Origin of the sequence: Streptomyces sp. NPDC006339, assembly GCF_040612775.1 — a bacterium.
Lineage (GTDB): Bacteria > Actinomycetota > Actinomycetes > Streptomycetales > Streptomycetaceae > Streptomyces.
Genome location: NZ_JBEXQW010000010.1, coordinates 82,502 through 106,124, shown reverse-complemented (window position 1 = coordinate 106,124; position 23,623 = coordinate 82,502). Strand labels below are relative to the sequence as shown.

Here is a 23,623-nt window from a genome sequence, read left to right as displayed (position 1 = left end):
GGCGGTGGTGTGGGATTCTTCCGGATGTGACGTCGCACGCGCTGCCCTCCTCCGACGGTCAGGCCGCCGCCGAGCCCTTCTGGACGGAGGAGTTCCTCTCCCACCGGGGCCGGATGTTCGGCCTCGCCTACCGCATGCTGGGGTCCGCCGACGAGGCGGAGGACGTCGTCCAGGACGCCTATCTGCGGTGGCGCGGGGCGGACCGGGCCGTGATCGAGCGGCCCGGGGCCTGGCTCGCGAAGGTCGTCACCAACCTCTGCCTCACCCGGCTCACCTCCGCCCGCGCGCGGCGCGAGGAGTATCCGGGGCCGTGGCTGCCGGAACCCGTGTTCACCGGGACGGGCCGGGACGGGGAGCCGGGCGGGCTCGGCCCCCTGGAGTCCGCCGAGCTGCGCGACTCCGTGTCGACGGCGCTGCTCGTCCTCCTCGAACGGCTCACGCCGACCGAGCGGGCCGTGTACGTGCTGCGTGAGGCGTTCGGCTACGGCCACCGGGAGATCGCCGGGGTGCTCGACCTCGGCGAGGCCAACTGCCGCCAGCTCTACCGCAGGGCGGTGCGCCGCGTGGCGGAGGACGAGCCCCGCTTCGTACCGCCGTCGGAGGAGCGGTGGGGCGCGCTCGTCGAGTCGTTCGTCGCGGCCGCCCGCGAGGGCGATCTCGCGGGCCTGGAGCGGATCCTCGCCGAGGACGTCGTCTGGTGGAGCGACGGCGGCGGCAAGGTCACCGCCGCCCTCCGGCCGCTCTTCGGCCGGGACAAGGTCCTGCGCTTCCTCGCCGGCGTCCTGCGGCGGCCCGCCGGCCTGAGCGGCGCCGACCTGATCGCCGCCGAGGTCAACGGCGCCCCGGCCCTCGTGGCCCACGCGGCGGGCCGGCTGATCGCGGTGGCGTCCTTCGAGGTGCGGGAGGGTGCCGTCGTCGGCGTGCGGGCGGTGATGAACCCGGACAAGTTGCTGTTCGCGGAGCGGCAGTTCGCCGCCCTGTCACATTCCTGAGCCCTCGCCGGTCCTCTTGCTGTCGGCATTAAGAAGAAGAGGAAGGCGACTGCGATGACCACGATCCTGGTGACCGGCGGCACCGGCACCCTCGGCCGGCTCGTCACGGAGCGGCTGCGCGCGTACGGGGGCGGCAGCGGCGAGGGGCGCGAGGAGGCGCGGGTGCGGGTCCGGGTGCTCAGCCGGCGCTCCCAGCCGTACGCCGTCGACCTGCGCGAGGGCGGGCCCGGACTCGACGAGGCCCTCGCGGGCGTGGACACCGTCGTGCACTGCGCCAGCACCCCGCGCGGCGGCGACGAGCGGGCGGCCCGGCACCTGGTCGCCGCGGCCCGCCGGGCAGGGGTGCGGCACCTGGTCTACATCTCCATCGTCGGCGTCGACCGCGTGCCCCTCGGCTACTACCGGGCCAAGCGCGCCGTCGAGCGGATCGTCGAGGAGTCGGGGCTCGGCTGGACGATCCTGCGGACGACCCAGTTCCACGACCTCGTCCTCCAAGTCCTGGAAGGAGCGGCGAAACTGCCCGTCATGCTGCTCCCGGCGGGCGTCAGCGACCAGCCGGTCGAGGTCTCCGAGGTCGCCGACCGGCTCTGCGAGCTGGCCCTCGGCGCACCCGCGGGCCGCGTCCCCGACATGGGCGGCCCGGCGGTCCGTCCGCTGCCCGAGCTGGCCCGCGCCTATCTGCGTGCCGGCGGCCGGCGCCGCGCCCTGCTGAACGTGCCGCTCGCGGGGAAGGCGTACCGGGGCTTCCGCGAGGGCGGGCACCTGGCGCCGCAAGGGGCGGACGGGCGTGTGACCTTCGAGGAGTTCCTCGCGGCCCGCCGCCGTGGGGGGCGTGACGTGTGAGGTCCGAGCCCCCGGGTGCTCGGCGGAACTCGCTCAGCGGAACTCGTTCAGCGGAACTCGTGGACGACCTCGATCGTGCCCACGATGTGGGCGTTGAACTCATCGAGCTCCTCGGCCGGCACCCACAGCTCCAGGATGGTCTCGCCTCCGGCCTGACGGACGGGATAGCGGGCCAGGAACTCCGTGTCGACCTCGAAGCGGGTCACGTAACCGACGCCGCTGTGCGGGACGTTCCAGTCCCGGGCGATCCGGACCGCGTAGTCCTCGTTGAGGACCGGGTAGAAGATCGGCTGCTCGGGCAGCCGCGGCGGCCACGCCCGCCACTCGAGCCCGCGCACGAGCTCCAGCTCCTCGGGGCCCGTGGGGCGCCAGAGGGTGGTGGTCGCGCGGCGGCTGGTCATGGCTTCGCTCTCTCTCGTACGGATGCGGAGGTGGGAGCGGGGACGTTACCGGGGTGCCGGGGACGGGGCCACGGAGTTTCCCGCCCGGTCACGCCCCGGCGGGCTGGAGCAGGTCCCAGCGGTTGCCGTACAGGTCCTCGAAGACGGCGACCGAGCCGTACGGCTCGTGGCGCGGCTCCTCCAGGAACCGCACCCCGGCGGCGGTCATCCGGGCGTGGTCGCGGCCGAAGTCGTCGGTGTGGAGGAAGAACCCCACGCGACCGCCGGTCTGCGCGCCGACGGCCGCCGCCTCCGCCTCGTTCTTGGCCCGGGCGAGCAGCAGCCCGGTCCCGTGCGCGGCGCCCCGGGGCCGTACGACGACCCAGCGGCTGCCGTCGCCCCGGTCGGTGTCCTCGACCAGTTCAAAGCCGAGGGCGCGGGTGTAGAAGTCCACGGCCTCGTCGTAGCCGCGGACGACGAGCGTGACGAGAGCGAGGGTGGAGGGGGAGGGGGAGGTCATGGAATCAACGTAATACGTATGACGGCCGCCATGCCAACCCGGCGTCGGAGGGGATGAGGGCGGGCGGCGGGGCGGCGTGCCGGCCCCGTCAGCGCAGGTCGAGACGCATCAGGACGCGGGGATGGCCCGCGAGCACGGACGTGGTGTCGGCGATGTGGACGAACCCGGCGCGCTCGAAGTTCTTCCGGAGCCCCGCGTACGCCATGGTCAGATCGACCCGCGCGTCGCCGTTGTCGAGCGGATACGCCTCGACGGCCGGGGCGCCGTGCGCCCGCGCGAACTCGACGGCGCCGGCGATCAGGGCGTGCGAGACACCCTGCTTCCGGTGGCCCGGCCGGACGCGGACGCACCACAGCGACCAGACGGGCAGGTCGTCGACGTGCGGGATCTTCCGGTTGCGCGCGAAGGTCGTCTCCGCGCGCGGTGCGACGGCGGCCCAGCCGACCGGCTCGTCACCGTCGTAGGCGAGCACCCCCGGCGGGATCTCGGCCCGGCACAGCCTGGCGACGAACTCGCCCCGGGCCGGGCCGACGAGCTCGCGGTTGTCCTTGGACGGGATCCGGTAGCTCAGACACCAGCAGACGTTGGCCGTCGGCGACTTCGGGCCGATGACGGCGCGGACGTCCTCGAAGACCGAGGCGGGGCGGACTTCGATGGTCATGACACCACGATGGCACGGGGGAGGGGGGCGGACCACCGAGCTCGGGGGGGGGGGGGCTTTCCGGTGCGGGTCCGGTGGGGGGAGGGGAGCGGGGTCGGCTTCCCGGCGCGGCTTCCCGGCACGGGTTCGGGGGTCGGTGCGGGTGCGGGTGCTTGGCGCGGGTCCGGGTCCGGGGGCCGGTTCGGGGGCCGGTGCGGGTGCGCGTCCCGGTGCGACAATGCCCCGCATGGACGCGCGGGACATGGAAGGTCTGGTCGGGCGGGCCCGGGAGCTCGCGGGCGGTGGGCGGCGGGGGCATGGGGCCGGCGGGCAGCGGCGGGTGCTGGGGATCGCCGGGCCGCCGGGCGCCGGGAAGTCCACGCTCGCGGAGCGGCTGGCCGACCGGCTGGACGGGCTCGCCGTCCTCGTACCCATGGACGGTTTCCACCTCGCCCAGGCCGAACTCGAACGGCTCGGCCGCGCCGACCGCAAGGGCGCGCCGGACACCTTCGACGCGGCCGGGTACGCCGCCCTGCTCGCCCGCCTCCGCGCCCCCGAACCCGGCGTCACCGTCTACGCCCCCGCCTTCGACCGCGCCCTGGAGGAACCCGTCGCCGGCTCGATCCCCGTCCCGCCCGACGTCCCCCTGGTGATCACCGAGGGCAACTACCTGCTCCACGACGAGGGCCCCTGGGCCGCCGTCCGCCCCCTGCTCGACGAGGTCTGGTACCTGGACCTCGACGACCGCCACCGCGTCCCCCGGCTCGTCGCCCGCCACGTCCATTTCGGCAAGGCCCCGGCCCACGCCGAACGCTGGGTCACCGACTCCGACGAGGCCAACGCCCGTGTGGTGGCGCGGGGAAGGGACCGCGCGGACCTTGTCGTACGGATGAGCTGAGGCGGGGGCGGGACGGGTCGGCCCGGCCCAGCACCGGCCCCCGGCCCCCGGCTCCCGGCCCCGGCCCCCAGCTCCGGGAGGGGCTCTGCCGGCCGCTAGCGTGGGGCCATGACCCACGCGCCGGCGCTTCTCGTCATCGACATGCAGAACGCCCTCGCCGACCTCGCCCACCGGGCCGACGACACCATCGCCGTCATCGCCGCCCTCCGCGCCCGCGCCCGGGCCGTCGGCGTCCCCGTCGTCACCGTGCAGCACCAGGGCGGCGGACTGGAACCCGGCAGCGACGGGTGGCGGATCGTGCCCCGGCTCGCGCCCGCCGAGGGCGAGCCGGTCATCGCCAAGACCAGCGCCGACAGCTTCCTCGACACCGACCTGGACGCCACCCTCCGGGCCCTCGGCGTCACGGAACTCGTCATCACCGGTTTCGCGACCGAGATCTGCGTCGACACCACAGCCCGTCAGGCCCTCAGCCGCCGCTACGACCTCGTGCTCGTCGCCGACGGCCACACCACCTCCGTACGGGACGCGACCGGCCCCTACGCGGCGCCCGACGCCTCCGTCGCCCACCACAACGAGATCTTCCGCCACCTCGACTTCCCGGGGCGGTCCGTCCGCGTCCTGCCGGGCGCGGAGGTGGACTTCAGCCCACCGGCAGCGTGACGGCCGCCTGCGCGGCCGCCGCCGCGTGCGTCGCCGCGGCCCGGGCCAGCGCCCGGACGATCGGGTGCGGCCGGGTGCCGTCGCCCGCCAGTTCCGGCTGGAAGAGGGTCGCCATGAAGAACGGATGGTCCGGCAGCTCCAGGATCCGTACCTGCCCGTCCTCGTCCTCGCCCGTGAACCGCATCCCGTGCGCTCGCAGGGTGTCCAGATGGCGGCTGTCGGGGCCGTAGTTGCAGTGGTAGCGCTCGGTCGACCGCTCGGCGCCGAGGACGGAGGCGGCCAGCGAGCCGGGCGTCACCCGCACCGCGCCCTCGTGCCCGACGAGCGAGCAGGCGAGCGGCGCGATCAGCAGATCGCCGGTGTCGGCCGCCGGGTCGTTCTCGGCGTGCGCGGCCCGGGTCAGGCCGCACACATCCCGGGCGTACTCGATCAGCGCGTGCTGGAAGCCCGCACACGTGCCGAGGAACGGGATCCCGTCCTCGCGGGCGGTGCGGACCGCGGCGAGCGCGCCCGCCTCGCTGGCGTACGGGCTGCCGGGGATCAGCCACACGGCGTCGAAGCCCCGCACCGCGCCCGGCTCCTCCGCGTCGCCGCTCGGGATCCAGTACGCGTCGAGGACGAGCCCGTCGTGCGCGCCGAGCGCGTCGAGCAGCATCGGGATGCGGACGTGCGACTTCACGTGCGGGGAACGGTCGCCGACCAGGGCGATCCGGGGAACGCGGGAGGGGGAGGGTGGGGAGGACTGGGAGGGCAGGGGTGCGGTCGGGTGGCTGTGGGTGTTCATGCCGACCATCCTTGGCCGGCCCGCTCGTTCACGTCCAACGATGAAGACTGCACGCTGCATCACGAATGCTTATGACGTCCGGGGATAGGGTGCCGCCATGACCACCAGCGACCACGAGGACCGCCCCGTCGAGGACTGGGAGCGGCGCCTCGCCGCCCTCTGGGCCGAGCTCGACACGTACGAGGACCCGGCCGAGTTCCGCGCCCGGATCGCGGAGCTCGTCGACGAGCGCCCCGCCGACGACCCGGTCGGCCTCTTCGAACGGGGTGCCGCCCACGACTCCACCGGGGAGCCCGAGCAGGCCGTACGGTTCTACCAGCGGGCCCTGGACGGCGGACTGACCGGCCTGCGCCGCCGCCGGGCCGTCATCCAGCTCGCCAGCAGCCTGCGCAACCTCGGCCGGCCGGACCGGAGCGTCGAACTGCTCATGGAGGAACGGGCCGTTCCCGCCGACCGGCTCGACGCCGACGAGGCCGCGCTGTCCGCCGCCGTCGACGCCTTCCTCGCGCTCGCCCTCGCCGACACCGGCCGCGACCGGGAAGCCGTGTCCCTCGCCCTGGGCGCCCTCGCGCCGCTGCTGCCCCGCTACAACCGCTCCCTCGCCCACTACGCGAAGGATCTGCTGACCAGCCCTGACGGCTCCTGAGCCGCGACCTGAACGGGGCCGGCCCGGCCCGCCGTGGCCGTCGGCCCCCGGCCCCTTCACGCTGCGGGCCGACGGGGGTCTGACGCCTGGGGTCTGACGACCGGGGTTTGACGACCGGGGTTTGACGGCCGGGGTCTGACGACCGGGGTCTGCCGACCCGGGCCACAGACCTGCCGATTGGGGACCGCAGACCGGGGCCCGTCGACCCGCCAACCCGGGGTGCCGAGCTTGACCTGCTGGCCCGTCGTCCCGGCCCCGCCGAGCCTGGCACGCAGCCCCGCAGCCCCGCAGCCCCGCCGGTCCGCCGACCCGGACCCACCGCCCCGCCGTCCCGGGTCCGCCTACCCGGGCCTGGCCCCGCTGGTCCGCCGACCGGGGCCCACCGGCCCGGGCCCGCCGTCCCGCCGTCCCGCCGACCCCACCCCGTTCGTCCAACGCCCCCGCCCTGCCCCCGCCCCCGCCCGGAACGCGAGCCGCCCCGCATGGACCCCCACCTCCTCCGTACGTACGTCGCCGTGGCCCGGCTGGGCTCCTTCTCGGAAGCGGCCCGCGCCCTCGGGTACACCCAGTCCGCCGTCTCGCAGCACATCGCCGCCCTGGAGGGCGACCTCGGGCTGCCGCTGCTCACCCGCAGGCCCGTCGCCCCCACCCCGGCCGGTGAGCGGCTGCTCGAACACGCCGGTTCGCTGCTGCTGCGGCTCGACGCGGCCCGTGCCGACCTCGCCCGGTTCGCCGCCCCGCCCCGCGAGACGCTCACCCTGGTCGCCTCGCCGCTCGCCCTCCACCCCCGTCCCCTCGCCGTCCTGCCCGCCACCGGCGTCACCCTGCGGGTGCTGCCGCGTGACGAGGTTCCCGCCGCCGTCGCGACCGGAGCGGCCGATCTCGGGCTCGTCGACGGTGTCGCCGCGCCCAGCGACCCGTTGCGGCTCCCCGACGTCGCCCCGCTGACCGCCCGGCGGGTCGCCGAGGAACCCCTCGCCGTCGTCCTGCCCGCCGACCACCCGCTCGCCTGCCGCGCCGGCCTCGACCTCGCCGACCTCGTGGACGCCCGCTGGCTGGACGCCCCCGACGCCGGCATCCCGCTCGACCGGCTGCGCGCGGCGCACGGCGGCCCGGCCGGGTCCGGCTTCCGCGCGGCCCTGCGCTGCGAGGGCACCGACGTCCGTACCGTCGCGGCCCTCGCCGCCGCGGGCCACGGACTCGCGCTGCTGCCCGCCTCGGCCGGGGTCGCGGCCGGGGTCGCGGCCGGGGGCCCGGGCGCAGGCGCCCTGGTGCCGCTGGCCGCGCCCCGCCTCGTACACCGCACGGAACTGCTCCACGCGGGCGGCGAACCGGTCGGGCCGGTGGCCGAGTTGGTCCGCCGGCTCACCACCCTCCCGGAGGCCGGTCGCTAGGCTGGCGGGAACGGCCGCGAGGGCGGCGACGGCGGCGACGGCGAGGACGGCCGCGAGGAAAGGCGGGGTGACGTGGGGTGGTTCCGGCGAGGGCCCAGGCGGGACGGCGAGGACGCGCCGCGGGACCCCGAGTTCTCGTACTTCTCCGAGCGTGAGGGCGCCCTCTTCCGGGGCGCGGTCCGCGCGGCCTTCGCGGAGCAGGGCCTTGAGGTCACGGTCTACGCCGACTCCGTCGTCGACGACGCCGACCGCCGCTTCGGCCTCGGCAACCTCGCCGCCGTCTGCCACCAGGACCCGCGCGGCACCCGCATCTGGCCCCGGTTGATCGAGCGGCACGTGCGGCTCGTGGTCCGCGCCCTCGACGGGCCCTCCGCCCTCGACACGCTGCCGCCCGAGCAGATCCACGCCCAGCTCTACCCGCGGGTCGTCAGCGGCGAGGGCATCGATCCCGCCACGTTCGGCTACGCGCGGACGGTCGCGCCGGGGCTGTACGAGGTCCTCGCCCTCGACCTGCCGGAAAGCGTCATGACCCTCACCGACGAGGCCCTGGAACGCCTCGGCGACCCGGCCCGGCTGCGCGAGCGGGCCCTGAACAACCTGCGCGGCCTGCCCGTGGAGGGGCACGAGACCGTCAAGGACGCCGACGGCATGCGCTTCGAGGTGATCCTCGGCGACTCCTTCTACACCGCGAGCCGCGTCCTCGACCTCGACGCCGTGGTCCGCCGGGTCACCGGGCGCCCGCTCGGCGAGGACGGCGCCCTCGTCGCGATGCCCTTCCGGCACCAGCTCGCCTTCCACCCCATCCGGGACACCACGATCGTGCCCGCGCTCGGCGCGATGGCCTCCTTCGCCGCGTCCGGTTACGAGGACACGCCCGGTGCCATCAGCCCGTACGTCTTCTGGTGGCGGGCCGGCACGCTCACGCAGCTCAGCGAGCACGGGGAGGAGGACGGGCGGCTGCGGATCGTGGTCGGCGACGAGTTCCAGGCCCTCCTGGAACGGCTCATCGTGCAGAACCCCGAGGCGTCCTGACCCGGCCGGCGTTCCGGGGCCCCGGCGGTCCCGGGCCCGGCGGTCCCGGGCCCGGCGTTGCGGGTCGCGGCCGCCCCCACCGCCCGGCAGGATGCTGTACGTCGAGGAGGAGACCCCATGCCCGAAAGCACCATCCCCGCGCCCTTCACGGCCGACGACTACCGGGCGCGGCTGGCCCGCGCCGCCGAGTCCGCCGCGGAGGCGGGGCTCGCCGGGATCCTCGTCGCACCGGGACCGGACCTGGTCTACCTCACCGGCTACCAGCCCACCGCGATCACCGAGCGGCTCACCGTCCTCGTCGTCGCCCCGGGGCGGGAGCCGGTGCTCGTCGTCCCCACCCTGGAGGCCCCGGACGCCGAGAAGGCCCCGGGCGCCGCCGCGCTCACCCTGCGCGACTGGACCGACGGCAAGGACCCGTACGCCGTCACCGCGCCGCTGCTCGACACCGACGGCCGCTTCGGCGTCAGCGACAACGCCTGGGCCATGCACCTGCTCGGCCTCCAGCGGTCCCTGCCCGGCACCTCGTACGTCTCGCTCACCGAGGCCCTGCCGATGCTGCGGGCCGTCAAGGACGAGCACGAACTGGCCCGCATCGCCGCGGCGGGCGCCGCCGCCGACCAGGCGTACGGCGAGATCCTCCAGGTCCGCTTCGCCGGCCGCAAGGAGACCGAGGTGGCCGCCGACCTGGCCCGGCTGCTCCTCGAACACGGCCACTCCCAGGTCGACTTCACCGTCGTCGGCTCCGGCCCCAACGGCGCCAACCCGCACCACGAGGCCGGCGACCGGGTCATCGAACACGGCGACATGGTCGTCCTCGACTTCGGCGGCCTCAAGCACGGCTACGGCTCCGACACCACCCGCACCGTCCACGTCGGCGAACCCACCGACGAGGAACGCCTCGTCCACGACCTCGTCCGCCAGGCCCAGCAGGCCGGCTTCGACGCCGTACGCCCCGGCGCCGCCTGCCAGGACGTCGACCGCGCCGCCCGCGCGGTCATCACGGACGCGGGCTACGGCGAGTACTTCATCCACCGCACGGGCCACGGCATCGGCGTCACCACCCACGAACCCCCGTACATGATCGAGGGCGAACACCGCCCGATCGTCCCCGGCATGTGCTTCTCCATCGAACCGGGCATCTACCTCCCCGGCCGCTTCGGCGTCCGCATCGAGGACATCGTCACCCTGACTGAAGAGGGCACGGGCCACCGCTTCAACAACACCCCGCGCGAAATGGCCATCGTGGAGTGACCTGGAGTGACCTTCCCACCCGCCGGGCAGTGCCTCGCTCGCGAAGTCGATGTCGGTCCGCCCTGACATCCTGCGCCCGTGACCATGACATGGACCGACTTCTGGGCCCTGATCGCCACTCTGAACGGCGAGGCGACCCAAGCCAACTGCCGGCGCCTCGCCGAACAGTTGAGCCGCCGCCCCATCCCCGACATCATCGGCTTCGCGGAACGCCACGCCGAGGCCCTCCACCGCTTGGACCAGGAGAAGTTCGGCACCCTCCCGGTCGTCGACCTCACCATCCGGGACGGCAGCCCCTTTCCTCAGTCCGCGGACGTGTTCCTCTACGCGCGCTGCGCTGTGGTGGCCGCGGGCCAGGCCGTGTGGGAGAGCGTCTTCTTCGACGTCGACGCGTTCGCTCCGTACACCTCCACCGCATACGACGGCGAGTGGCTGCTGTACGTCCCGGACGTGGCGTACGAGCTGGCCACCGGCGAGGAGTGGAACCGTCCGACCCGGTACTGCTTCGAGAGCTACTCCAACCGGGACGGCTGGCCGCACCTACGGGACTGAGCGGTCCCCGGGCGGCAACAGGAACAGGCGGCCCGGGCTCAATCGGCCTCTCACTCCGCCCCCGCCCAGGCGAGCTGCTCCTCGCTCAGCGGGGGCTCGAACCCCGCGGGGAACAGGAGCATGAGCGGCTGCGGCCACATGCTCTCCGGCCCGTGCTCCTCGCAGTGCAGAGCGACGAGATGCGGTCCCTCCCCGCACGCCTCGTGCCGGTAGAAGCGGTCGTGTGTCCGGCAAAAGTACGAGAACACCATGCAGTCCTCCTCGCCGGCCGGCTCGTGGAACCCGGGGTCGCGGACGATGAGCGTCACCGGTTCCTGGCGGTTGAAGCGGGGGATGGGCCGAGGGTCGCACCACAGCAGTCGAGGAGGAAGCACGGGATCATTGTGTCCCGGCGGACACGCGCGGCCACCGACGGCAACCGGTGCCGACCTGCCGACGGGCGGTGGAGCAAGCCGCCCCGGAGGACGACGACCGGGGCCCATAGGACGGTGCGCGGCTGACCGCCGCACACCGCCCCTGTCACCGCGGCATGTCCGCGGACGGGAAGCAGACCGCCCGGTCACTCCGACAGATATCGGCCTCCCGGTCGATGGGGCCGTAGGGACAGTCGTAGGTCAGCCGGCCGCACCTGGACGAGCTGTAGCGTTCCCGGATCTGGCCGTAGCAGAAGGAGCGCCCGTCGGGCATCCAGGCCAGCGCTCCGTTCTTGGCGTCCAGCCGGTGGAACACGACCACCTCGTCGTGCGGTGGAACCTCCTGTCCTGCCGCCGATACTTGGGGGCCATACTCGTCGCGTGCGTAGAGACGGACATGCTCAAGTGGCCCTCCGGTGCGGCGTCTGGGTCGGTGCGACGCTCACCGCACCCCTGCTGCTGGTCGCCGGGGGCCCGGCCTACGACCGCTTGATGCGGTACTTGTGCCGTGACGAAGGGCCGGGGCTCTTGTCCAAGGAGGAGGGCTGGGTGCATCCGGGGTACTGGGTCGTGACCAACCGCCTCGTCCGAGCCCTGACCTGGCCGACCCGGCGGGATGGGCCGCTGAGGGCAGGCTTGATGCGTTAACCCCGCTGCCGGTCGATCGGGATCGGCGGTGCTCAGCCGTCCGTGAGGACGATCGCGGATTCGGCGGGGAGGCGGAGGAGGCCGTCGGGGGTCGGGGGGGCGGTGGGGGTCCAGGTGGCGAGGATGTGGTCGTGGCCGTTGGAGCCGAGGGGGATGTCGGCGGGTTCCTTGCCGAGGTTGACCGCGACTCTGATGTCGCCGCGGCGGAAGACCAGCCAGCGGGCGTCCTCGTCGTAGGCGACCTTCACGCCGGCGAGGTCCGGGTCGGTGAGGTCCGGTTGGGTGCGGCGGAGGGCGATGAGTTCGCGGTGCCAGGCGAGCAGGCGTTTGTGGGGGTCGCGTTCGCGTTCGGTGCGGTCCAGGACGGAGCGGTCGCGGGTGGCCGGTTCCTGGGGGTCGGGGACGTCCTCCTCGGCCCAGCCGTGGGCGGCGAACTCGCGGCGGCGGCCGCGTCGTACGGCCTCGGCGAGCTCGGGGTCGGTGTGGTCGGTGAAGTACATCCAGGGCGTGCCCGCGCCCCACTCCTCGCCCATGAAGAGCATCGGCACCGAAGGGCCGGTCAGGACCAGGGTCGCCGCGCAGGCGAGCAGACCGGGGGAGAGGGTGGCCGAAAGCCGGTCGCCGGTCGCCCGGTTGCCGATCTGGTCGTGGGTCTGGGCGTAGCCGAGGAAGCGGTGGGCCGGGGTGCGCTCGCGGTCGACCGGGCGGCCGTGGTGGCGGCCGCGGAAGGAGGAGTACGTGCCGTCGTGGAAGAAGACCCGGGTGAGGGTCTTGGCGAGCGCGGCCATCGGGGCGCGCGCGAAGTCCTCGTAGTAGCCCTGGGACTCGCCGGTGAGCGCGGTGTGCAGGGCGTGGTGGAAGTCGTCGTTCCACTGGGCGTGGATGCCGAGGCCGCCGGCCGTGCGCGGGGTGGTGGTGCGGGGATCGCCCTGGTCGGACTCGGCGATGAGGAAGTGCTGCCGCCCCTGCTCCTTCGCCAGCTCGTCGACGGCCGCCGACAGCTCCTCCAGGAAGGTGAGGGCGCGGGTGTCGGCGAGCGCGTGCACCGCGTCGAGGCGCAGGCCGTCGACCCGGTAGTCGCGCAGCCAGGCGAGCGCGCTGCCGATGAAGTACGCCCGCACCTCGTCGGAGCCGGGCGCGTCCAGGTTCACCGCGGCGCCCCACGGCGTGTGGTGGGTGTCGGTGAAGTACGGGCCGAAGGACGGCAGGTGGTTCCCGGACGGACCCAGGTGGTTGTGCACCACGTCCAGGATGACCCCGAGCCCGAGGCCGTGCGCGGTGTCCACGAACCTCTTGAGGGCCTCGGGGCCGCCGTACGGTTCATGCACCGCCCACGGCGCGACCCCGTCGTACCCCCAGCCGTGCACCCCCGGGAACGGGCACAGCGGCATCAGCTCCACATGGGTGATGCCGAGGCCCGCGAGCTCCCCGAGGCGCTCGGCCGCCGCGTCGAGGGTGCCCTCGGGGGTGAAGGTGCCGATGTGCAGCTCGTACAGGACGGCGCTGCGCAGCCGCAGCCGCGGGGTGTCGTTGCGCCAGACGTACGTGTCGTGGTCGACGACCGCGGCCAGACCGTCCGGGCCGTCCGGGAGGCGGCGGGCCCGGGGGTCGGGGAGGAGAGGGCCGTCGTCGAGGGCGAAGCCGTAGCGATCGCCGTCGGCGGCGGGGGCGGTCCCGGTCCACCAGCCGGGGCGCTCGGCGTCCCGCTCCAGCGGGTGGCGGGCGCCGTTGAGCTCCAGCGTCACCCGGTCACGGGCGTGCGGCGCCCATACTTCGAACAGCACGCGACGGTCCCCTCGTCGACGGCGCGCGGACAGCGGATATTGGATCCAATCTCCAGGATCCTCTCCAACGGATCCCCTAGTGGATCCCCTCTTTCGGATCCAATATTCGGATTCGATCTCCTGGATCCGATCTCCGCGCGCCTGGATCCACGGCTACAGGACCATCCTGACAGTCAGTCGCCCGACATGCCCGGCGCGTCCCAGACGAAGTTGATCGCCCGCTCGAACGTGACGTAACCGGCCCGGGCGAACGACCTGGCCATCGGCACGTTGCCGACGTCCGTCGCCGCCCGGATCCGCGGCACGTCCTGCGCGGCGAGGACACGGGTGCCCTCGGCGAGGATGTCGTCGATGTAACCGTGACCGCGGTGAGCGGGCAGGACGCCGATGTACGCGATGATCGGGTGGTAGTTGTTCCGCGCGGGCACGACGAAGCCGACCGGCTCCCCGCTGCCCGGCAGCTCCGCGATCCGCCACCAGTCGCGGGGCGTGCCGTAGTGCGCGAGCTCCTCGTCGTAGTGCAGCTCGGCCGCCTCGCGCGGGGACAGACCGGACTTCAGGTCGGCCTGCCCGTGGGCGTCGAGCGTGCCCTCCATCACCGGCGTCATCAGCGCGAGCAGGTCCTCGCGGTCCTTCACCGGGCGGAAGACCAGCCGGCCGCTCGGCTCGGGGACGGGCGTCCCCGGCCGCCACTCCAGCCGCAGCCGCTCCACGAGCGGACGGGCGCCCGACGCCTCCAGGATCCCGAACAGCGTTTCGAGGCGCGCGCGGGTCTCCGGCACCTCGCGCCAGTCCGCCGGCATGAACCGCCCGAACTCCGGCCACACCCCGCCCTTCAGGACGGCGGCCGCCGCGGTCTGCAGGAGACGGAGACCGACCTCGGCCGCGTCCTCCGCCGGCAGTTCCGGATCCAGGTCGAAGAAGTCCAGGGCCTGCGGCTCGGCGCCGGGCCGACCGGTCCACCAGCCGACGCGGCCGACCACGCGGTCGCCGCGCAGCGCCACCCACAGCCACTCGGGGACGCGGCGGCCGGTGGCCAGGTCGTCGGCGAGCTCGTGATCGAGCACATAGGTGAGGCGGTTGAAGAGATCGAGCTCCTGCGGTCCGGTAAGCGGTCGGACGACGAGCGGCGCAGGGTCAGGCGTCATGTAAGGGTTCCCCCAGGTAGTCGAACAGGCGGCCGACCGTAGCAGTGATCATGGGGTGGGAGCACGTGAGTTGCACGGCGGGGCCACGTGGTTTGTACGGCGGGAGCGCGCGCGTCGTACGGCGGGGCGAGGGGGCGTACGGGTTGGCGGGGGCCCTTCTGGACACCTCGGGCCCTCGCGGCCGACAATCCTGGGTGTGACGACCCCATTCGAGCTCCCGGCCGGACCGCCGGACGCCCCTCGGCTGACCGACGCCGAACGGGAGCGCGCGCTCGAGGTGCTGCGCGAGGGCGCCGCGCAGGGACGTCTGTCGCACGACACGTTCCTCTTCCGGATGGAGCGGGCGCTGGTCGCCCGCCGCTCCGACGAACTCGCGCTGCTCACCGCCGATCTCACGACCGAGTCGACCTGGACCCGCAAGGTGGTGGGCGCGGTCGAGAAGATGTCCGCGTTCACGGCGAGGCTGGGGCGGGCCTGGCAGGCCGAGCGGCTGCCGAAGCTGCTCCTGCCGCAGCCGGGTCCGCATCCGCTGCGGATCGGGCGCGACCCGGTGAACGGCCTGCGGCTCAGCCACGAGACCGTCTCGCGGCTGCACGCGGAGCTCTTCCTGCAGGGCGGCATGTGGGTGCTGCGGGACCTCGGTTCCACCAACGGCACGACGGTCAACGGGCGCCGGGTGACGGGTGCGGTGGTGGTGCGGGCCGGGGACGCGGTGGGGTTCGGTCAGATGGCGTTCCGGCTGTCCCTGAACTGACGAAGCGGCTCCCGGGTCAGGGCCAGGGCCAGGGTCGGGGCCAGGTCCAGGCCGCGGTCGGGCCCGGTCAGGACCCTCGTACCCCTGAGACCTCGGCGAGCTCGCGGATTCACCCGTTCGGCGGTGTACCTGCTGCGCGCCGCGCTTCCCGATGGTGGGCTGGGGTGACGTACGCCGCTGACCTACGAGGGGGCCGGATGAGCGACGACCCGAAGCCCACGCCCCACCACCATCGTCATCATCACCACCACAACCCGCCGTGGCGGGACCAGTGGGCCGTCCTGCCCGCCATGGCCTCCGCCGGGAGCCCGGCCGCCACGGCCGCGGCGGGCGCGGGGGACCGTACGGCCCGCCGGGTCGCCCCCAGCCCCGTGGAACCGGGCAGCAGCCGGGACCCGTACCGCACCTACCGGGTGCTGCGGGAGGAGTTCCCGCTCACCCACGACCCGTTGCTGCGGGCCTGGGTGCTCAGCCGGTTCGCGGACGTGGCGAGCGCCCTGACCGACGCCCGTTTCACCCACGGTCACCGGCCCGGCGACCCGCCGTGCGCCGAGACCCACACCGACGTCGACGAGGCGGAGCTGCGGGTCGTCGCCGAACGCACCGCGTTCGTCCTGGCCCGCCGGATCGCCGGCCGCGCCCAGGTCGACCTGGTCGCCGACTTCTGTCACTGGCTGCCCGCGGGCACCGTCGCCGCCGCCGTCGGCGTCCCGTACCGGGACATGATGCGGCTCGTCCGCGGCCGCGCCGCGTCCGCCCTCGCCGGGCAGTGCACCGGCCAGATCGCCGTACGCGAGAAGGCCCTCGCCGGCTTCCTCGCCGACGTCCTCACCGACCCCGATCTGGTGGCCGCTCTCCGCGACGCACCCGCCGGCCTCGTCGCCCGTGCCTGGACCGAGTCCCTCCGGCACGAGCCGCCGGTGCAGATCGTCATGCGCCGCACCCGGGGCGAGGTGGAGGTCTCCGGCGGCACCATCCCGTCCGGTGCGCCCGTCGCCCTGCTCATCGGCGCCGCCGCCCGTGACCCCGAACGCTTCCGCGACCCCGAGCGCTACGACCTCCTGCGCGACGACCCGGGCCAACTGACGTACGGCTCCGGCGCGTGCCCCGCGGTCACCCTCGCCGCCCTGGAGGCCGAATACGCCCTCCGCGCCCTCTTCCACACCATGCCCCACCTCCGCCTCGCCGCCGGCTTCCACCCCGAACGCACCGGCCTCATCACCCGCGCCCCCCGCAGCCTCCTGGTCCGCCCCGGCGGCTGAGGGCCGGGCGTCAGAGGAAGAGGAGCTCGACGTCCTTCGCGACGCAGAAGCGCAGAACGTCGGTCAGTCGCCGGGCGGCCTCCGCGTGTTCCCGAGGGACGTCGACCGCACTCCGCCACTGGTCGGCGATCGCCTCCAGGCGAGGCAGGAGCGCGGCGCACTCGGTGGGCGAGAGCTCGCCTCCGCCGCCGTCGGGGCGATCGAAGAGCGGTACGAGCGAGGTGGAGGCACCGCTCCAGGGGCGCTCCCCGCCGAAGCCCCGCATCTCGGAGAGCGCGAAGCCCTCGGCCTGCGCCAGATGTCGCCGGAACGCGGCGAAGCCGGTGTAGGACCAGGCGACTTCGGGGCTGCCGGCGTCTCCGTCGCCCGGGAACAGGATCAGGCCCACGCCGATCTCCCTTCCGGTGGCTAGAGCTCGTACGAGCGGATGAGGCGGGCGAGTTGGCGGCCGGCTGTGTGGAGGGGGGCCTCGTTGCGGTAGACCTGGGCGGTGACCTCGGCGCCCTCCAGGGTGGAGATGACGGTGCTCGCCAGTTCGCGGGCGGTCGGGGGCGGGAAGCCGGAGCTCAGCAGTTTGTCCTGGACCAGGTGTTCCCACGCGCGCAGGGCTTCGGCGCAGGTCTGCTGGATCTCGGAGTCGGTGCCGAGTGTCTCCAGGGCGGCCGCGGTGACCGGGCAGCCGTCGATCCAGCCGGACTCGCGGAGTTCGTCGGCGAGTCGGCGGGCGCAGGCGGTCATCGCCTCGGCCGGGTCGTCCTCGCTGTCCAGCGCGGTGCGCAGGAGCGTCGCGAACTCCTCGGAGCCGCGCTTGATCGCGGCGACGGCGACGGCCTCCTTGCCGCCCGGGAAGAAGTGGTAGATCGAGCCGAGGGTGGCCTCCGCCTCCTGGGCGATCTGTTTGATTCCCGTGCCGACGTAGCCCTGCCGCTGCAGGAGACGTGAGGCGGCGACGACGATCCGGTCCCGTGTGCTGGTCTGCATGGGGACACAGTAGCCCCCGATTGGGTAGAGCGTTCGTTCTAGAGCTGTGGTACGTTCTCCCCACGCGCTAAATAGAGCGATCGTTTTAGTGAGGGGTGGAGATCACATCATGGGCAACACGCAGCACTCGGTCACCGTCATCGGCCTCGGTCCCATGGGGCAGGCCATGGCCGGCGCCTTCCTCGACCGCGGATACGACGTCACCGTCTGGAACCGCACCGCGTCCCGCGCGGACGACCTGGTCGCCCGCGGGGCGGTGCTCGCGCCGACCGTGAAGGACGCCCTCGCCGCCAACGAGCTGGTGATCCTCAGTCTCACCGACTACGACGCCGTGTACGCCACGCTCGAGCCCGCCGAGTCCGCACTCGCCGGCCGGGTCCTGGTCAACCTCAGCTCGGACACGCCGGAGAAGGCCCGCGCCGCCGCACGCTGGGCGGACGAGCGCGGCGCCGTCCAGCTCACCGGCGGCGTGACCGTGCCGCCCTCCGGCATCGGCCAGGCCGAATCGTCGACCTTCTACAGCGGCCCGCGCGACGTCTTCGACCGGCACCGGCCCGCCCTCGAGGTCATCACCGGTCGGACCGACCACCGCGGCGAGGACCCCGGACTCGCCGCGCTCATGTACCAGATCGGCATGGTCATGTTCTGGACCTCCATGCTGAGCTACTGGCAGGCCATCGCCCTCGCCGACGCCAACGGCCTGAAGGCGGCCGACATCCTCCCGCACGCCGTCGAGACCGCGCACTCGCTGCCGGGCTTCTTCTCCTTCTACGCCGAACGCATCGACGCCGGACGGCACGCCGGCGACGTCGACCGCCTCGCCATGGGAACGGCCAGCGTCGAGCACGTCCTGCACACCAACGCGGACGCGGGAGTCGACACCACGCTCCCGGCCACGCTCGTCGAGCTCTTCCGCCGCGGCATGGACGCCGGCCACGCCGCCGACAGCTTCTCCAGCCTGGTGGAGCTGATGAAGAAGTAGCGACGCCCGCCCGCGGCGGGGTGTTCCGGGGACGGGTCGGTGGCTCAGGGCACGCCGCCGACCCGCGTCGTCTCCCAGCCGCGGAATTCGGGGCACCGCTCCAGAGCGCGGTCGCACACCTCGGAGGCGCGGGAGACCGCCCGCTCCGGGTGCGGCGCGAGGAGGAAGAAGACGCCGCGGGCGCCGGCCCGGGACGTGTGCAGGCGAATGTGCTCCACCCCGTCCTCGGGCAGGCACACGGACCACAGCGCGTTCAGCGCGGCGCTCTCCGGCGCCTCGGGAGCCGTGGCGGGTTTGGCCAGAACGAACTCGACGAGATACACACCGGGAACTATGAGGCCCCACCGCGTACGGGCGGTGGCCTTTCGCGCGGCATGTTCTTGCCTTGACGTAAACGTGTCAGGAGAATTGTGGGGCACAGAAGAAGAACTGGGGGGCTTGTTGATGCTGGGGTCGTTGGGGCTGGACGAAGACGCGGAAGCGGTGTACCGGCTCATGTTGGAACACCCCTCCTGGGGCGTCGACGCCTTGGGGGAATTTCTCGGCCGGGAGCGGTCCGCGGTGACCACCGCGCTCGACCGGCTCGCCGATCTCGCTTTGCTGCGGCCTTCGTTGAGCGATCCGGGCACGCTGCGCGCGGTGCCGCCGGACCTGGCGCTGGAAGCCCTGCTCGCCCGGCAGCAGGCCGAACTCGCCCGGAGGCAGCAGGAGATCGAACAGAGCCGGGTGGCCGTCGCCGGACTGCTCGCCGACTATTCGCTGCTGCGTGACGGCCAGCGCGCGGGGGGAGTGGAGCGCCTGGTCGGTCTGGACGCGATACGCGCCAGGCTGGAGGAACTGGCCTACCGCGCCCGGAGCGAAGCCCTGGCCTTCGCCCCCGGCGGGCCCCAGCCGGCGGAGAACCGGGAGGCGGGCAGGCCACTGGCGGAGGCGACCCTGAAGCGGGGCGTCGGGCTGCGGACCGTGTACCTGGACAGCGTGGTCAACGACCCCGGGAGCCGCGAGCACGCGCGATGGCTGATCTCGTGCGGCGCGGAGATCCGGACGGCACCGTCCCTGCCCATGCGCATGCACATCATCGACCGGGAGGTGGTCCTCGTCCCGCTCGACCCGGAGGACTCCTCGAAGGGGGCGGTCGTCATCCACGAGGCCGGTGCTCTGGCCGGCTTCTGCGCGCTGTTCGACCAGGTGTGGGCGTCCGCGGCGCCCTTCGGCGAGGCACCGGCCCGCGGCGGCCCCGAGGTGAGCCCGCAGGAGATCACCCTGCTCAAGCTGCTCGCTGACGGCATGACGGACGAGGCGGCCGCCCGCAAGCTGGGGGTCTCGCTGCGCACCGAACGGCGCATGATCACCGACCTGTCGAACAGGCTCGGGGCGGGCAGCCGCTTCCAGCTCGGCCGGCGCGCCGCGGAGCTCGGCCTGCTCTGAGCCGCCCCTCCCGCGGCGCACGCACGCGGAACACCCCGCACCACAGGACGCCTGGCACGAAAGTGCCAGGCGTCTTTTGTGCCAACCGGATTCTCTGGTCATGGTCTTCCACCCGGGCCAAGATATTCATCAGCAGCCCGGAAGGGGCACGCGAACAGAAACAACCAGGGGTGGGAAAAGAAATGAACGCCATGAAGTCGCTGATCGTCGTCGGCTCCTCCGCAGCGCTTTCGCTGATGGCTCTCGTCGCCGCCGGCGCGGAATTCACGCAGGACGAATTCACGCGGGGTGAATTCCCCGTCGCCTCCTCCGTCGCCGCCGCGCCGCTCCCGACCGACGGCGGAACGCCGGCCCCCGGCACCGACGACTGGGGCTGGAGCTAGCAACACCGGGATCACGGATCACCGGGATCACCGGGATCGCCGGACCGCCGGACCATCCGACGCTCCGGAATCCCCGGAATCTCCCCGGAATACCCGGAATCCCCGCAGTGTCCGGAACCCCCGGGAACGGCGTGACCGTCCGCCGACCGGAGCGGGTTCCCCCTTCCAGGGCCCGACGTCCCCGACGCCGCACAAGCCCTCGCCCTCACCGGCTTCGTGACCGCTGACGCGACGTCACATTCCTCTTTCGCGATGTCCGGCCCGCACGCCGAGCGTGCGTGTGCCTCTTCCGCGACTTTCCTTTCCGCAACGTATTCAGGGGTGGGTACAGCCATGTCTTCTTCGTCCTCCACGTTCTCCCGCACGCTCCGCGGCAAGCTCAGCGGCCTGGCCCTCGCCGCCGCCGTCGCCGCGCCCCTCCTCACGGTGACCGGGGCCACGTCGGCGTCCGCCACCGCGCCCAGCGTCGCCTCCATCGCCCTGACCCAGGTGGGCAACGACTGCACGCCGTACTACGGATGCGCCCACCCGAGCGCCTGGTGCTCCGACTTCGCCCGCTGGGTGTGGGGCAAGGCCGGCGCGGACGGCACCGAGGTCCTCCACGCGGGGGCCATCAGCTTCAACGAGTACGGCCGGCAGAACGGCACCGTCCACGCGACCCCCGAGGTCGGCGACGCCGTCCTCTACGACTCGGACGGCAGCCTGAGCGACGGCGAGGCGCAGCACGTCAACCTGGTCGTCGCGGTGTCCGCCGACGGCCGCAGGATCAGGACGGTCGGCGGCAACGAGAGCGGGCGGGTCCGGCACCACGACTGGTTCGACTGGCGGACCAACACCAACCCGATCGGCGCCGGCCGGGCCCTCAAGTTCGTCGGCCCCAAGGGCATCGCCGACACCCCGGCCCCCACCCAGGAAGCGGGCCCCGTCTCGGCGGTCGGCGACCTGACGGGCGACGGCAGGCCCGACGTGCTGGCCCGCGCCGCCTCGGGCGACGGGACCCTGTGGATCTACCCCGGCCTGGGCAACGGCCACCTCGGCACCCGCATCGACAACGGCGGCTGGGCCTCGATGGAGCGCGTCAGCGGTGTCGGTGACGTCACCGGCGACGGCCGGGCCGACGTGGCGGCGGTGGAGAAGTCCACCGGCAAGCTGTGGATCTACCCGGGCCAGACCAACGGCCACCTGGGCGCCCGCATCGACAACGGCGGCGGCTGGGGCGACATCCGCATCGCGGGCAGCCGCGACGTGACCGGCGACGGCCGCGGCGACCTGCTGGCCGTCGAGGAGGAGACCGGAAAGCTCTGGGTCTACCCCGGCCAGACGAACGGGCACTTCGGCGCCCGCATCGAATCCGGCACCAACTGGGACTCCATGAGTACCATCGGCGGTGCCGGCGACCTCAACGGCGACGGCAAGGGCGACGTCGTCGCGGTCGAGGAGGCCAGCGGCAAGCTCTTCGTCTACCCGGGCCTGGGCAACGGGCTCTTCGGCGGCCGGGTCGAGGCCGGTACGGGCTGGGGCGTGATGTCCAGCGTGAGCGGCGCCGGCGACTACACCGGTGACGGCAAGGCCGACATCGTGGCCCGCGAGAACAACGGCGACCTGTGGATCTACCCGGGCCTCGGCAACGGCCAGTTCGGCGCCCGCATCGACAACGGCGGCGGCTGGAACTTCACCAACTGACCCCGCCCGGGGCCGGTTACCCCCCGCCCCACCCGTCACCCCTGAGCACGCAACCCGCCCGCCCGAGCCCGTACCTCCGTACGACCTCCGTCCCGTACCCGTGTCCGGGCCGGGCGGGCCCCCGAAACTTCTCCCTTTCCCGAAGAGGTCAGTCACCCATGTCCAAGCGCCTTCTCCAGTCCGCCCTCGCCGTCGCCGCCACCGTCGCCGCGACCGTCGTGGCCCTCCCGCAGGCCGCCCAGGCGGTCGACCGCCCCGACTTCCAGTTGCCCGCGCCCTGCGGCGAGACCTGGTCGGCCACCACGTACTCCGGCCACAGCCCCCAGTACTCGGTGGACCTCAACCACTACCCGGGCGACGACACCGGCCGCCCCGTGGTCGCCAGCGCCGCAGGCACCGTCGAGGTCGCCGGCAACAGCGGCGGCTGGGCCGGCATCCACGTGCGGATCAACCACGGCGGCGGCTGGACCACCCACTACGCCCACCTGTCCCGTGCGGAGATCAGCGCCGGCACGACCGTCCAGGCCGGCCAGCTCATCGGCCGCGTCGGCAACACCGGCAACTCCTTCGGCGCGCACCTGCACTTCGAGCAGACGCTGAACGGCGAGGGCAAGCCCGCCGTCTTCGACGGCGTGACGTACACGGGCGGCAGCCGTACCTTCACCAGCGCCAACTGCGGTTCCCCGGAGACGCCTTCGCCGGCTCCGGTCTCGGCGGTCGGCGACCTGACGGGCGACGGCAGGCCCGACGTGCTCGCCCGGGCCGGCACGGGCGACAAGACCCTGTGGGTCTACCCCGGCCTGGGCAACGGCCGCCTCGGCGCCCGCATCGACAACGGCGGCTGGGGCAGCATCGACCAGGTCTCGGGCGTCGGTGACATCACCGGCGACGGCAGGTCCGACGTCCTGGCGGTGGAGAAGTCGACCGGCAAGCTGTGGGTCTACCCGGGCCAGACCAACGGCCACCTGGGCGCCCGCATCGACAACGGCGGCGGCTGGAACACCATGCGGATCTCCGGCGGCCGCGACCTGAACGGCGACGGCCGGGGCGACCTGCTGGCCACCGAGGAGGAGACCGGCACGCTCTACCTCTACCCCGGCCAGAGCAACGGGCACTTCGGCACCCGCGTCGCCATCGGCTCCAACTGGGACTCGATGAGCAGCGTGTCCGCCCCGGGTGACCTGACCGGTGACGGCAAGGGCGACGTCGTCGCGGTCGAGGAGGCCAGCGGCAAGCTGTGGGTCTACCCGGGCCTCGGCAACGGACAGCTCGGCGGGCGCGTCGAGGCCGGTACGGGCTGGGACGTCATGTCCAGCGTGAGCGGCGCCGGCGACTACACCGGTGACGGCAAGGGCGACCTCGTGGCCCGCGAGAACGACGGCCACCTGTGGATCTACCCGGGCCTCGGCAACGGCCAGTTCGGCGCCCGCGTCGACAACGGCGGCGGCTGGAACTTCGACAACTGAGCCCGGTCGCGGGGGCCCCGGAGTACGCCCCGGGGCCCCCGCCCGCCCGGTCCCGCCCGGGACCCTTCCACCGGCACAGCACCGGCACCGATCCCGGCA

At 73.5% G+C, this 23,623-nt stretch carries 27 protein-coding genes; 16 read left to right on the top strand and 11 right to left on the bottom strand.

The window, feature by feature from the left end; translation table 11 throughout:
* Positions 1-26 precede the first annotated feature (26 nt).
* Both ABZ135_RS10740 and ABZ135_RS10735 read left to right on the top strand, forming a co-directional pair.
* Positions 27-992, top strand: coding sequence for an RNA polymerase sigma-70 factor (locus tag ABZ135_RS10740; protein WP_356694016.1), 966 nt, complete (start codon positions 27-29; stop codon positions 990-992).
* Positions 993-1,046: 54 nt separating this feature from the next.
* The gene (locus tag ABZ135_RS10735; protein ID WP_356694014.1) at positions 1,047-1,835 is read left to right on the top strand and encodes an NAD(P)H-binding protein; all 789 of its coding nucleotides are present in this window, start codon (positions 1,047-1,049) and stop codon (positions 1,833-1,835) included.
* A 47-nt stretch (positions 1,836-1,882) separates the two neighbouring features.
* Here ABZ135_RS10735 and ABZ135_RS10730 read toward each other — a convergent pair whose 3' ends face one another.
* The 3 genes from ABZ135_RS10730 to ABZ135_RS10720 all read right to left on the bottom strand — a co-directional run bounded on the left by ABZ135_RS10730 (position 1,883) and on the right by ABZ135_RS10720 (position 3,396).
* Positions 1,883-2,236: a hypothetical protein gene (locus ABZ135_RS10730; protein ID WP_356694012.1), complete on the bottom strand. Its 354-nt coding sequence runs from the start codon at positions 2,234-2,236 to the stop codon at positions 1,883-1,885.
* Positions 2,237-2,324: 88 nt separating this feature from the next.
* Complete coding sequence (locus ABZ135_RS10725) at positions 2,325-2,735, bottom strand: VOC family protein (RefSeq protein WP_356694010.1); 411 nt, start codon at positions 2,733-2,735, stop codon at positions 2,325-2,327.
* Positions 2,736-2,823: 88 nt separating this feature from the next.
* Positions 2,824-3,396 (bottom strand): GNAT family N-acetyltransferase, encoded by a 573-nt coding sequence (locus ABZ135_RS10720; protein ID WP_356694008.1) that lies wholly within the window; start codon positions 3,394-3,396, stop codon positions 2,824-2,826.
* 241 nt (positions 3,397-3,637) lie between these two features.
* Here ABZ135_RS10720 and ABZ135_RS10715 point away from each other — a divergent pair, with 241 nt between their 5' ends.
* Both ABZ135_RS10715 and ABZ135_RS10710 read left to right on the top strand, forming a co-directional pair.
* Positions 3,638-4,273: a nucleoside/nucleotide kinase family protein gene (locus ABZ135_RS10715; protein ID WP_356694141.1), complete on the top strand. Its 636-nt coding sequence runs from the start codon at positions 3,638-3,640 to the stop codon at positions 4,271-4,273.
* 108 nt (positions 4,274-4,381) lie between these two features.
* A complete protein-coding gene (locus ABZ135_RS10710) occupies positions 4,382-4,933 on the top strand; it encodes an isochorismatase family protein (protein WP_356694006.1) in 552 nt (183 codons plus the stop codon).
* Here ABZ135_RS10710 and ABZ135_RS10705 read toward each other — a convergent pair.
* Entirely contained in the window at positions 4,914-5,717 is an 804-nt protein-coding gene (locus tag ABZ135_RS10705; RefSeq protein WP_356694004.1) for a hypothetical protein, read from the bottom strand. The genes ABZ135_RS10710 and ABZ135_RS10705 overlap by 20 nt on opposite strands.
* 97 nt (positions 5,718-5,814) lie before the next feature.
* Between ABZ135_RS10705 and ABZ135_RS10700 the strand changes: the two genes are divergently transcribed.
* From ABZ135_RS10700 to ABZ135_RS10680, 5 genes are all read left to right on the top strand, one after another.
* On the top strand, positions 5,815-6,363 hold the full coding sequence (locus tag ABZ135_RS10700; RefSeq protein ID WP_356694002.1) for a tetratricopeptide repeat protein: 549 nt from the start codon (positions 5,815-5,817) through the stop codon (positions 6,361-6,363).
* A 482-nt stretch (positions 6,364-6,845) separates the two neighbouring features.
* Entirely contained in the window at positions 6,846-7,757 is a 912-nt protein-coding gene (locus tag ABZ135_RS10695) for a LysR family transcriptional regulator (protein WP_356694000.1), read from the top strand.
* A gap of 72 nt (positions 7,758-7,829) precedes the next feature.
* Positions 7,830-8,789: a hypothetical protein gene (locus ABZ135_RS10690; RefSeq protein WP_356693998.1), complete on the top strand. Its 960-nt coding sequence runs from the start codon at positions 7,830-7,832 to the stop codon at positions 8,787-8,789.
* A 117-nt stretch (positions 8,790-8,906) separates the two neighbouring features.
* Positions 8,907-10,040 (top strand): aminopeptidase P family protein, encoded by a 1,134-nt coding sequence (locus ABZ135_RS10685; RefSeq protein ID WP_356693996.1) that lies wholly within the window; start codon positions 8,907-8,909, stop codon positions 10,038-10,040.
* A gap of 84 nt (positions 10,041-10,124) precedes the next feature.
* Positions 10,125-10,592, top strand: a complete 468-nt coding sequence (locus ABZ135_RS10680) for a DUF4240 domain-containing protein (protein WP_356694139.1) — start codon at positions 10,125-10,127, stop codon at positions 10,590-10,592.
* Positions 10,593-10,642: 50 nt separating this feature from the next.
* Here the strand turns inward: ABZ135_RS10680 and ABZ135_RS10675 are convergent, their stop codons facing one another.
* The 4 genes from ABZ135_RS10675 to ABZ135_RS10660 form a co-directional block, all read right to left on the bottom strand.
* A complete protein-coding gene (locus ABZ135_RS10675) occupies positions 10,643-10,966 on the bottom strand; it encodes a hypothetical protein (protein WP_356693994.1) in 324 nt (107 codons plus the stop codon).
* A 145-nt stretch (positions 10,967-11,111) separates the two neighbouring features.
* Positions 11,112-11,321, bottom strand: coding sequence for a hypothetical protein (locus tag ABZ135_RS10670; RefSeq protein ID WP_356693992.1), 210 nt, complete (start codon positions 11,319-11,321; stop codon positions 11,112-11,114).
* 364 nt (positions 11,322-11,685) lie between these two features.
* Positions 11,686-13,437 (bottom strand): malto-oligosyltrehalose trehalohydrolase, encoded by a 1,752-nt coding sequence (treZ, locus tag ABZ135_RS10665; protein ID WP_356693990.1) that lies wholly within the window; start codon positions 13,435-13,437, stop codon positions 11,686-11,688.
* 173 nt (positions 13,438-13,610) lie between these two features.
* On the bottom strand, positions 13,611-14,585 hold the full coding sequence (locus ABZ135_RS10660; protein ID WP_356693988.1) for a GNAT family N-acetyltransferase: 975 nt from the start codon (positions 14,583-14,585) through the stop codon (positions 13,611-13,613).
* Between the two features lie 196 nt (positions 14,586-14,781).
* Here ABZ135_RS10660 and ABZ135_RS10655 point away from each other — a divergent pair, with 196 nt between their 5' ends.
* The gene (locus ABZ135_RS10655; RefSeq protein WP_356693986.1) at positions 14,782-15,339 is read left to right on the top strand and encodes a DUF1707 and FHA domain-containing protein; all 558 of its coding nucleotides are present in this window, start codon (positions 14,782-14,784) and stop codon (positions 15,337-15,339) included.
* A 197-nt stretch (positions 15,340-15,536) separates the two neighbouring features.
* Complete coding sequence (locus tag ABZ135_RS10650) at positions 15,537-16,601, top strand: cytochrome P450 (RefSeq protein WP_356693984.1); 1,065 nt, start codon at positions 15,537-15,539, stop codon at positions 16,599-16,601.
* A gap of 10 nt (positions 16,602-16,611) precedes the next feature.
* Here the strand turns inward: ABZ135_RS10650 and ABZ135_RS10645 are convergent, their stop codons facing one another.
* Complete coding sequence (locus tag ABZ135_RS10645) at positions 16,612-16,989, bottom strand: hypothetical protein (RefSeq protein WP_356693982.1); 378 nt, start codon at positions 16,987-16,989, stop codon at positions 16,612-16,614.
* A gap of 20 nt (positions 16,990-17,009) precedes the next feature.
* The gene (locus ABZ135_RS10640) at positions 17,010-17,582 is read right to left on the bottom strand and encodes a TetR/AcrR family transcriptional regulator (protein ID WP_356693980.1); all 573 of its coding nucleotides are present in this window, start codon (positions 17,580-17,582) and stop codon (positions 17,010-17,012) included.
* Between the two features lie 109 nt (positions 17,583-17,691).
* On the opposite strand from ABZ135_RS10640, the gene ABZ135_RS10635 reads away from it, so the two are divergent.
* A complete protein-coding gene (locus ABZ135_RS10635) occupies positions 17,692-18,564 on the top strand; it encodes an NAD(P)-dependent oxidoreductase (RefSeq protein ID WP_356693978.1) in 873 nt (290 codons plus the stop codon).
* Between the two features lie 44 nt (positions 18,565-18,608).
* On the opposite strand, the gene ABZ135_RS10630 is transcribed toward ABZ135_RS10635, so the two are convergent.
* Positions 18,609-18,887, bottom strand: coding sequence for a hypothetical protein (locus tag ABZ135_RS10630; RefSeq protein WP_356693976.1), 279 nt, complete (start codon positions 18,885-18,887; stop codon positions 18,609-18,611).
* A 133-nt stretch (positions 18,888-19,020) separates the two neighbouring features.
* On the opposite strand from ABZ135_RS10630, the gene ABZ135_RS10625 reads away from it, so the two are divergent.
* From ABZ135_RS10625 to ABZ135_RS10610, 4 genes are all read left to right on the top strand, one after another.
* Positions 19,021-19,992, top strand: coding sequence for a helix-turn-helix transcriptional regulator (locus tag ABZ135_RS10625; RefSeq protein WP_356693974.1), 972 nt, complete (start codon positions 19,021-19,023; stop codon positions 19,990-19,992).
* Positions 19,993-20,174: 182 nt separating this feature from the next.
* On the top strand, positions 20,175-20,375 hold the full coding sequence (locus ABZ135_RS10620) for a hypothetical protein (protein WP_356693972.1): 201 nt from the start codon (positions 20,175-20,177) through the stop codon (positions 20,373-20,375).
* 333 nt (positions 20,376-20,708) lie between these two features.
* Positions 20,709-22,058, top strand: a complete 1,350-nt coding sequence (locus ABZ135_RS10615; RefSeq protein ID WP_356693970.1) for a VCBS repeat-containing protein — start codon at positions 20,709-20,711, stop codon at positions 22,056-22,058.
* Between the two features lie 158 nt (positions 22,059-22,216).
* Complete coding sequence (locus ABZ135_RS10610) at positions 22,217-23,524, top strand: VCBS repeat domain-containing M23 family metallopeptidase (RefSeq protein WP_356693968.1); 1,308 nt, start codon at positions 22,217-22,219, stop codon at positions 23,522-23,524.
* Positions 23,525-23,623 lie beyond the last annotated feature (99 nt).

Bases quoted from the DNA above. Each gene is read 5' to 3' on its own strand.
- ABZ135_RS10680 (WP_356694139.1), top strand. From the start codon at position 10,125: ATGACATGGACCGACTTCTGGGCCCTGATCGCCACTCTGAACGGCGAG.
- ABZ135_RS10640 (WP_356693980.1), bottom strand. From the start codon at position 17,582: ATGCAGACCAGCACACGGGACCGGATCGTCGTCGCCGCCTCACGTCTC.
- ABZ135_RS10695 (WP_356694000.1), top strand. From the start codon at position 6,846: ATGGACCCCCACCTCCTCCGTACGTACGTCGCCGTGGCCCGGCTGGGC.
- ABZ135_RS10710 (WP_356694006.1), top strand. From the start codon at position 4,382: ATGACCCACGCGCCGGCGCTTCTCGTCATCGACATGCAGAACGCCCTC.
- ABZ135_RS10685 (WP_356693996.1), top strand. From the start codon at position 8,907: ATGCCCGAAAGCACCATCCCCGCGCCCTTCACGGCCGACGACTACCGG.
- ABZ135_RS10635 (WP_356693978.1), top strand. From the start codon at position 17,692: ATGGGCAACACGCAGCACTCGGTCACCGTCATCGGCCTCGGTCCCATG.
- ABZ135_RS10650 (WP_356693984.1), top strand. From the start codon at position 15,537: ATGAGCGACGACCCGAAGCCCACGCCCCACCACCATCGTCATCATCAC.
- ABZ135_RS10720 (WP_356694008.1), bottom strand. From the start codon at position 3,396: ATGACCATCGAAGTCCGCCCCGCCTCGGTCTTCGAGGACGTCCGCGCC.
- ABZ135_RS10610 (WP_356693968.1), top strand. From the start codon at position 22,217: ATGTCCAAGCGCCTTCTCCAGTCCGCCCTCGCCGTCGCCGCCACCGTC.
- ABZ135_RS10730 (WP_356694012.1), bottom strand. From the start codon at position 2,236: ATGACCAGCCGCCGCGCGACCACCACCCTCTGGCGCCCCACGGGCCCC.
- ABZ135_RS10735 (WP_356694014.1), top strand. From the start codon at position 1,047: ATGACCACGATCCTGGTGACCGGCGGCACCGGCACCCTCGGCCGGCTC.
- ABZ135_RS10660 (WP_356693988.1), bottom strand. From the start codon at position 14,585: ATGACGCCTGACCCTGCGCCGCTCGTCGTCCGACCGCTTACCGGACCG.
- ABZ135_RS10620 (WP_356693972.1), top strand. From the start codon at position 20,175: ATGAACGCCATGAAGTCGCTGATCGTCGTCGGCTCCTCCGCAGCGCTT.
- ABZ135_RS10615 (WP_356693970.1), top strand. From the start codon at position 20,709: ATGTCTTCTTCGTCCTCCACGTTCTCCCGCACGCTCCGCGGCAAGCTC.
- ABZ135_RS10715 (WP_356694141.1), top strand. From the start codon at position 3,638: ATGGAAGGTCTGGTCGGGCGGGCCCGGGAGCTCGCGGGCGGTGGGCGG.
- ABZ135_RS10725 (WP_356694010.1), bottom strand. From the start codon at position 2,735: ATGACCTCCCCCTCCCCCTCCACCCTCGCTCTCGTCACGCTCGTCGTC.
- ABZ135_RS10705 (WP_356694004.1), bottom strand. From the start codon at position 5,717: ATGAACACCCACAGCCACCCGACCGCACCCCTGCCCTCCCAGTCCTCC.
- ABZ135_RS10700 (WP_356694002.1), top strand. From the start codon at position 5,815: ATGACCACCAGCGACCACGAGGACCGCCCCGTCGAGGACTGGGAGCGG.